6 protein-coding genes and 2 pseudogenes are annotated in these 8,819 nt (G+C 60.4%); 7 read left to right on the forward strand and 1 reads right to left on the reverse strand.

Annotated elements, in window-relative coordinates; genetic code table 11:
• The coding region (locus GCT19_RS39830; protein ID WP_152854947.1) for an IS5 family transposase at window positions 1-737 on the forward strand (737 nt) is incomplete at its 5' end.
• Window positions 738-928: 191 nt separating this feature from the next.
• Window positions 929-1,360: a DUF3757 domain-containing protein gene (locus tag GCT19_RS45010; RefSeq protein ID WP_152854948.1), complete on the forward strand. Its 432-nt coding sequence runs from the start codon at window positions 929-931 to the stop codon at window positions 1,358-1,360.
• 79 nt (window positions 1,361-1,439) lie between these two features.
• Here the strand turns inward: GCT19_RS45010 and GCT19_RS44075 are convergent.
• Window positions 1,440-1,568: pseudogene (locus tag GCT19_RS44075) on the reverse strand (IS6 family transposase); the annotation flags it as partial.
• Window positions 1,569-2,542: 974 nt separating this feature from the next.
• Here GCT19_RS44075 and GCT19_RS39845 point away from each other — a divergent pair.
• The 5 genes and pseudogenes from GCT19_RS39845 to GCT19_RS39860 form a co-directional block, all read left to right on the forward strand.
• Complete coding sequence (locus GCT19_RS39845) at window positions 2,543-4,471, forward strand: S53 family peptidase (RefSeq protein ID WP_026228920.1); 1,929 nt, start codon at window positions 2,543-2,545, stop codon at window positions 4,469-4,471.
• A 58-nt stretch (window positions 4,472-4,529) separates the two neighbouring features.
• A pseudogene (locus tag GCT19_RS44540) lies at window positions 4,530-5,197 on the forward strand (IS6 family transposase); the annotation flags it as partial.
• On the forward strand, window positions 5,134-5,403 hold the full coding sequence (locus GCT19_RS43105; protein ID WP_018436570.1) for a hypothetical protein: 270 nt from the start codon (window positions 5,134-5,136) through the stop codon (window positions 5,401-5,403). The pseudogene GCT19_RS44540 and the gene GCT19_RS43105, both read left to right, overlap by 64 nt.
• Before the next feature lie 176 nt (window positions 5,404-5,579).
• Window positions 5,580-7,952 (forward strand): type II secretion system secretin GspD, encoded by a 2,373-nt coding sequence (gspD, locus tag GCT19_RS39855; RefSeq protein WP_152854950.1) that lies wholly within the window; start codon window positions 5,580-5,582, stop codon window positions 7,950-7,952.
• 5 nt (window positions 7,953-7,957) lie between these two features.
• Window positions 7,958-8,819, forward strand: an 862-nt coding sequence (locus GCT19_RS39860; RefSeq protein WP_193727518.1) for a GspE/PulE family protein, incomplete at its 3' end; no start/stop codon positions are given.

Raw genomic sequence — 8,819 nt, forward strand, 5'->3', positions numbered from 1 at the left:
TGGAAGAGGCGCTTTATGACGTGCCGCTGTATCGTGAATTTGCTGGGCTGGACGAGGGTATGACGCGTTTGCCGGACGAGAGCACGATTCTCCGGTTCCGTCACCTTCTCGAAACGCACGGCCTGGCTGCGCAGATGCTCACGCTGGTCAATGAGATCCTGAGCGAGAAAGGCTTGATGCTGAAGGTGGGGTCGGCGGTCGACGCTACCTTGATTTCCGCACCCACTTCGACGAAGAACGGCTCTGGTACACGGGACCCGGAAATGCACCAGACGAAGAAGGGAAATCAATGGTACTTCGGGATGAAAGCGCACGTCGGCGTGGACGCAGAGTCGGGCCTGGTCCACACGGTCATCGGCACAGCCGCCAGCGTTCATGACATCAATGCAGCCGAAGCGCTGTTGCACGACCAGGAAATGGATGTGTACGCTGACGCCGGATATCAGGGTATCGAAAAGCGCTGCCAGGTAAGCGCGGTTCGCTGGCATGTCGCGATGCGACCAGGCAGGCGCAGACAACTGGACCTAACCGATCGGCTGGACGCGATATTCGATCAGATTGAACGCCTGAAGGCCGGCATCCGCGCCAAGGTTGAACATCCGTTCCGCGTCCTCAAACAGCAGTTTGGCTATACAAAGAGCCGGTACCGAGGGTTGATGAAGAACACCGCCCAGATCACGACACTATTTGCTCTGGGCAACCTGTGGATGGCACGCAAGGCTTTGTGGAACCCTTGAAACGCTCGCAGATTCAGGCCGTGAATCTCGGCAAACAGTGGTCGTCACGCTTCTAAAGCCAGACGACCAACCTGCCAGCAGACTCTCATGGCTGATACGACGCAAGTGGCAAACGGCCAACTCTCTGAAAACGAGTTGTGCAGACCTTCCTTAGATTAGCAGACCGTTGTGCAATATGAAGGATTTAAACGATGAAGAAAGGTATTTTTGTTTTTACGCTCGCGCTTGGCGCATCGTGTCATGTGTTGGCTGACACGGCCGAAAGCTGTCCGAGTGTCACCGCAATCGAAAAAAACGGGGACACGTACATGGCAATGACTAGCGATGGTGAGGGTACATGGTTGGGCATTGGGCTGGACGATGACGGTGGCATCACTAAATTTAGCTCTGCCAAATTCCATCCAGCGATGGATAGTGGATCGCGAGCGGCAGTGAGCTGCTCATACGAGCTTGGTGACGGCGACTACGCAGATTTAGAATTCTTGCCGAGGCGTCCAGAACCGGACTTATCGGTGGACGTAAGCACGTGGCGTCAGAAACATGATCCTTACGGTCCTAGCTACTATGAATGCACTGCGCAGTCCGCGTTGGATTGTAGCTTCGATGTTATCCGACGGCCGTGAACAATCTGTGAAATCTTAAGGAAGGCTTCGAGTGAGGCCTGTTGGCAGATTGCAGAGACTTCGACGCGTGAATCGCGGAAACCTGGCGCCCGCGCCGGCGGGGGGGCAGATGACTGTTTTCAGTGCGGTTGTTCACTTCTGCCGACGCTTTGACGAATACATGCTTTACGCCAGCGAGTTCCGGCACTTCCGCTTTCGCCGTCGAATAATCTCACACCGAGTTCCTACGGCGTAGACGCCTTGCCTGTTCGCCAGATATTCGACCTCCGGTGCGGGCAGCGCTTAGAAGCCAAGGTTCCCACGGCGCATCAGCGTACTCAAGAATGCCTTGCGTCTTGAGCGCTTGCAGAAAAGTCTCGAGGAGCATGGAGTTCATATGGGCGCACACCGAACAAAACGGTTGCGCACCTTTTCACTGACCAAACGAAGGTCTCGATACAACCTCTCCTATCTGTCATGATTGAACCATGTCGAGGACTGGTTGCCCGCATCCAGCGCGACTCATCGCGCGCGCGGTGTCACCAGCCCCCTGGACCTCGATAACGATTGTTTCGCCTCTCCGCTCTCGATCGGTCGCGGAGCTCGGTCCGGGGCATACTGGTAGTCAGCGATGCGTACCTCGCTATGAGGGGATCGGCATACCCATGCGCAAGCACTAGCAAACCCTGCAATCCCATCATAAACCGCGATATCAGTTTTATTGAATCCGATTTGCTTGCGTCGTAGCAGAAGCTCCGGCGACAATCGCATGCGCGTCGCACTTGGAAATGATCCGCCCACATTAGAAGCGTCCGGCAGGTATCGGGCTTATTTGCTCGCGACCGATGGGATCAACACCATAGTGACGGACTCTTATACGGAGATATATCGTACCAAGGCTCTGCGATCTCTTCCGGGGCCGCGCATATTTTGCGGCAAATTCACTTTGAGGAATCATGGCAAAGCTCGTAAGCATTAACGCAATACCCCGAATGTCGTCCAAATTTGGGATTCCATACTCCATGCAACGTTACAGACGTCGCCGCGATCTCTTAAAGAGATCGCGGTCGAGTTAAGCGTTGACAGCAACATCGTCCCGCAACCGCCGTCTGTCCACGCCGCAGTCAAGCCCTTGCGCATTGCCTGACGAGGGGCCACGTGTCTAGGCCGCGCGCCAGCTTCGTTGAATTTTCGTAGGTCACAATGCAAACAATTCATTTCGGCAATCGCAAATTCCCAAGAGCCTTTGAACTGGCGGCCCTTTCCCTTGGCGTAGCGGTCACGATGATCCCGCTGTCCGCCCGAGCGGAGACCGACTGGGTCTCGACCCGCACCCAAGCGTTCCTCCTGTCGAACGCGCCGGCGCCGGCCGGAACGTATGCCCCGCAGAGCTACTCGCTGAACAGCCTCGGCAATCCGGCGCTGACCGATACGAATGTGACGCCGCTCGAACTGAGTCAGCCGCTGCACATTGCCGTGGCCCTGAGGCACCGCAACGAGGAAACGCTCGACAGGTTCCTTCGCGACCTCAATCAGCCGGGTAGCCCCAGTTACCACAGGTACCTCACGCCGGCCGAGTTCAAGGCGCGTTTCTCGCCGACCGACGCTCAGGTCGCGGCCGTAGTCGCTCATCTGAAGGCGAACGGCTTCCTCAACGTCTCCGTGTCGGAGAACAACATGCTGCTCTCCGCCGACGGCAACGCAAACAACGTGCAAAGCGCCTTCCAGACGAGCATCAAGCGCTTCAACTATAAAGGCAAGCCGGCCTATGGGAACGATTTGTCAGCCCGTGTCCCGTCATCGCTCGCCTTGAGCGTTGATTCGGTACTCGGTCTGCAGAATGCGGTCGTGCCGCACAGCATGCTCCAACGCTTCGCGCCGGAAGCGGTCATCGAACCGGACTCCATTGAGAAGAACACGACAGACGCGTCGAAGCTGGTTGGCCACGAGCCAACCGATTTCGCGAAGATCTATGACGCGAGCAGTCTGCCCGCCGCGACCAACACGACGGTGGGCATCATCGCCTGGGGCGACATGACTCAGACCATTGCCGACCTGAACACCTTCACGCAAAACGCACACCTGCCGAAGGTCAACACGGCGGTCGTCGAGGATGGATCGGGCATCCCGGTCCCCGACGCCGATATCGAGTTTGCTCTCGACAGCCAGGTCATCATCGGCACATCCGGAGGCGTCAAGGAGCTAATCTTCTATCCGGCCATGAGCGGTCCCGGCACCGACCGTGCCACCGACGCAACGGTGAACGCTGCTTACAACAAAGCGGTGACTGATGATAAGGCGACCATCATCAATGTGTCCCTCGGGAACGACGAATATACGTCCTATAAAACCGGCGCGCTCGCCGCCGCCGATGCCGTGTTCAAGCAGGCTGTTGCGCAAGGACAGACCTTCTCAGTCGCTTCAGGCGATGCGGGCGTCTATGTTGGATCGTATTCGCCGCACGGAAACCAAGGGTACATCGGCACGTCCGACGGCGCCTCGATCACCACGATAAACGATCTGTCCAAATACAGCGTGCAGTATCCCGCGAGTTCGCCGTATGTCGTCGCAGTGGGCGGCACGATGCTCTCCACGACCGGCACCATGACGTGGGCCGGCGAAACCGTATGGAATGACGGCGCCGCGTACGCGGACTTAGACGGAACTGGGAAGCGGGTCGACAACGCGGTGCGCATCTGGGCGACGGGAGGGGGCAAGAGCGTGTACGAAGCCGCGCCCAGTTGGCAAACCGCGGCGCTCGGCAGTTCGGTGACGAAGCGTGTCCTGCCGGACGTGGCGTTCGATGCTGCGCGATCGACTGGCGCCTACATCATCTTCAACGGGCAGAAGATGAAGTCGCCAAGCGGCGGCACGAGCCTCGCGTCACCGATCTTCGTGGGCGGCTGGGCGCGGCTCGAATCGGCCACGAACAACAGCCTCAGCCTGCCAACGCCGGCGTTCTATGAGAATCTCCCGGGCAATACGGCGCTGCACCACGACGTGACAGCAGGCAACAACGGCTACCATGGCTACGGCTTCACTGCGACGTCAGGCTGGGACATGGCTACGGGCTTCGGCAGCTTGGACTTCGCGAAGATCAGCGCGGCAATCCGAAGTTGGCGCGCGCAGTAAGGTTCCGTCGCGTCAGCGAGGTCGAGCAAAGTCTTTCGAATCCCAATGTGTGACCTGCATGACGCCAAACACGAAGACACCGCGCACGAGGCAGTCCGCCGGTATTGGCCAGGCGTTTAAAGCGGCTGCGTTATGCGTTGGACGTGATTCTGATGTGTGCGCTGGTGCGTTGCGTACCAGCTGAGTTTACGTAATCTGGATTTGAAATGATGGACGAACGGAGTATTCAGGTCGATCCTCAAGCGTGCACCACTGGATGCAAGCTCGTACGGTTGCTTCAAAAAAGAGTTTCGCGAATGCAAACACTCGATGGGCGGGAGCCGGCGCATGGACGAAACCTATGTAAAGGTCAAGGGCACAATGGATGTGCCTGCTCTTCGTCATCGGTAAGGCTGCTAACACGGTCGATTTCCTGTTGCGTGCCCATCGCTACAGGGTCGCCGTTCGACGTTGCTTCGAGAATGCGATTGCACGGAAAGGTGCGCCCGAAACGGCTGCCGTTAACAGAGGCGGCAGTCGATCTGGGTGCGCTCAAAGTGCTCAACGCCGGGCGCCCCACACCGATCAATGTCCGTCAGAACAGGGACCTGACAAAATCATCGAGCAGGACCATCGCGCCATCAGGCGCATCGTCGCACTGATGATTCGATCGAGGATTTCCGGTGCGTGCGCATCATCCGCTCCGGCCTCCACAACATGCACATGATCCGAAAAGGGCAAATCAGAGTTCGTTTGCGGGTGGCCATTGTGGCCGGAACTTTCTCTTCGACGAGCAGATACGCGCGACGGACTTCATTCGGGTCGAACAACAAGGCGGCAATCAAATTCCATCAGCTTTGGCATTTGCGCATCAGGTAGGTCACGCGCCATGCCACCACGATAGCAAGGTCGGCGCGCTCAATCCGGCCGACGGCAGCCAGTTGAAGGTTTGACTCTGCAGCCGTCATTGGCAATGCCCAATTCTCCCTGATCCGGGAACGCCCGAAAGGTGCGCTTCGCTGTTTTCTGGCCGTCCTTCCATCAAAATTATGCAAGGGCAAACCTGCCGTTTCTTCGCACCCACATTGAATTCTAACCAGAATCAAAAAAATTTCGGATAACAAATCGTATGGCTTTATCTCGCGTCTTAACCGCATTGCTGCTGGCTGGACTGATCACGGGGACGACCGCACACGCACAGGTGACACTCAACTTCGTGAACGCCGATATCGACCAGGTCGCGAAGGCGATCGGCGCGGCCACCGGCAAGACGATCATTGTCGACCCACGCGTCACAGGTCAGTTGAACCTAGTATCGGAAAACGCAGTGCCTGAGGATCAAGCGCTGAAGACGTTGCAATCGGCGCTTCGCATGCAGGGCTTCGCACTCGTGCAGGATCATGGCGTGCTGAAAGTGGTGCCCGAGGCCGACGCCAAGCTGCAAGGCGTGCCGACCCACGTCGGCAAGGCGCCGACCGCGCGCGGCGACCAGGTCGTCACGCAGGTCTTCACGCTCAGGAACGAATCGGCTAATAACCTGCTGCCGGTGCTCCGTCCGCTGATCTCCCCGAACAACACGGTCGCGGCCTACCCCGCCAACAACACGATCGTCGTCACCGACTACGCCGACAACGTGCGGCGCATCGCCCAGATCATCGCGGGTGTCGATAGCGCGGCCGGCCAGGCGGTCGCAGTCGTGCCGCTGAAGAACGCGAACGCGATCGACATCGAGCAGCAGATGAACAAGATGCTCGATCCGGGCTCGATCGGCAGCACGGACGCGACGCTCAAGGTGTCGATCTCGTCCGATCCGCGCACCAATTCGCTGCTGATGCGCGCGTCGAACACCGCACGCCTCGCGGCGGCCAGGGAACTCGCGAAGCAGCTCGACACGCCGACCACGATGCCGGGCAACATCCACGTCGTGCCGCTGCGCAACGCCGACGCGACGAAACTCGCGCGCACGCTGCGCAGCATGCTTGGCAAGGGCGGCGAAGGCTCGTCGGGCGGCTCGAACGAGGCGAACTCGTTCAACCAGAACAGCAGCAGCGGTGGCGGTGGTCTGAACGCCAGCAATTCGGCGATCGTGCCGGGCACGCCGCCGCTGCCGTCGGGCGGCCTCGGCGGCGGCTCGATGAACTCGCCGATGGGCGGCGGCGCTTCGGGCTCGAGCAGTAATACCGGCGGCTTTCTCGGCGGCGACAAGGAAAAGAGCGAGGATCAGGGCGGCGGTATGATTACCGCCGATTCCGCGACCAACTCGCTGATCATCACCGCGCCCGAAGCGACGTACCGCAACTTGCGCGCGGTGATCGACCAGCTTGATGCGCGTCGCGCGCAGGTGTATATCGAGGCACTGATCGTCGAGTTGAACTCGGATACGAGCGGCAACCTCGGCATTCAGTGGCAGGTCGCGAACGGCAACCTGTTTGCCGGTACTAACCTCGCGGCGGGCACGGGCAACAGCATCATCAACCTGACGCCGGCCGCGGCCGCTGGCGCCGGAAAGGGTCTCGCCACGGCTCCCGCCTCGAACGCAGCGCCTGTCCAGCAAGGTCTGAACATCGGCTGGCTTCACAACATTTTCGGCGCGCAGGGTCTCGGCGCGCTGCTGCAAGCGCTGTCGCAGACCGCCGACGCGAACGTGCTGTCCACGCCGAACCTCATCACGCTCGACAACGAAGAAGCGGACATAATCGTCGGTACCAACGTGCCGGTCCAGACTGGTTCCTTCTCGAACCTGACGAGCGGCACTACGAGCACGGCGTTCAACACGATCAATCGCATCGACATCGGTCTGACGCTGCAGGTGAAGCCGCAGATCACCGACGGTGGCATCCTGAAGCTGCAGCTCCATACCGAAGTTTCGTCGATCCTAGACGGCACCAACAACGCGTCGACGAATCCGGCGGGGCCGGACTACAAGAAACGTTCGATTGACTCGACCGTGCTATGCGATAACGGCGAGATCATCGTGCTCGGCGGCCTGATGCAGGACAAATACCAGGTCAGCAACAGCAAGGTGCCGCTGCTTGGCGACATTCCGTGGCTGGGCCAGCTGTTCCGCTCCGAGCAGAAGACGCGCGGCAAGACTAACCTGATGGTGTTCCTGCGCCCGGTGATCCTGAGCGACCGCGACACCACGCAGGCCGTCACGGCGAACCGCTACGACTACATCCAGGGTGTGCAGGGCGCGTACCGTCAGGACAACAACATCATGAGGGATCGCGACGATCCGGTCGTGCCGCCGATGCCGCTCGGCCCGAGCCAGGGCGGGGTGCCGGCGATGAACCTGTTCGACCTGAACCAGATGCGCCGCCAGCAGATGATGCCGCAGCAGTCACCGCAACAGGTGCCTCAACAGGTACCGCCGCAAGCCGGCGCGCAGACCACGACCCAACCCGTGCAGCAGACGATGCCGCAAACCATGCCGCAACCGGCCGTCGTCGAGCCGGCGAGCGGCCCGGTGCCGAGCACGGTGTCGCCGGGAGCGCGTCCGTGACGCAGATGCCCGCGCAATCCGCGCCCTCGCAACGTCCGCTGAACGGCGATGCCGCGGCCTGCGAGCGCGCGGCGCCGTCGCCGCTCGCCGCCCGGCTCGTGCCATACGGTTTTGCGCGCAGCGGCCAGATCCTGGTCGCGCATCAGCATGCCGATAGCCCCGAGGTCTGGATCAGCGAGCGCACGAGCGAAGCCGCGCTTGCCGAAGTCGCGCGCAATTACGGCGCGGTGTCGGTCCTGCGCGTGCCAGCCGACGAACTCGCGCAGGCGATCAACCAGGCGTATGCGCGCCAGGACGGCAGCGCCGCGCAGGTGGTCGGCGAAGTCGAAGGCGAAGTCGATCTGTCGCGGCTGATGCAGGACATCCCCCAGGTCGAGGATCTGCTCGAATCGGAAGACGACGCGCCGATCATCCGCATGATCAATGCGCTGCTCACGCAAGCGGCACGCGAGCAGGCGTCGGATATTCATATCGAGCCGTTCGAGAATGCGTCGGTGGTGCGTTTTCGCGTCGACGGCACGTTGCGCGACGTGGTGCGGCCTAAAAAAGCGCTGCACGGCGCGCTGATATCGCGGATCAAGATCATGGCGCAGCTCGACATCGCGGAAAAACGTTTGCCGCAGGATGGCCGCATTACGCTGCGCGTCGGCGGTCGTCCGGTCGACGTGCGGGTATCGACGCTGCCCACCGGCCACGGCGAGCGCGCGGTGTTGCGTTTGCTCGAGAAAGACGCGGCGCGACTCAATCTCGAAGCGCTCGGCATGGCGTCCGATACGCTCGGCCAGTTCGACAAGCTGATCGGCAAACCGCACGGCATCGTGCTCGTGACGGGGCCGACCGGCTCAGGCAAGACGACGACGCTGTACG

Source organism: Paraburkholderia atlantica (assembly GCF_009362785.1).
GTDB lineage: Bacteria > Pseudomonadota > Gammaproteobacteria > Burkholderiales > Burkholderiaceae > Paraburkholderia > Paraburkholderia atlantica.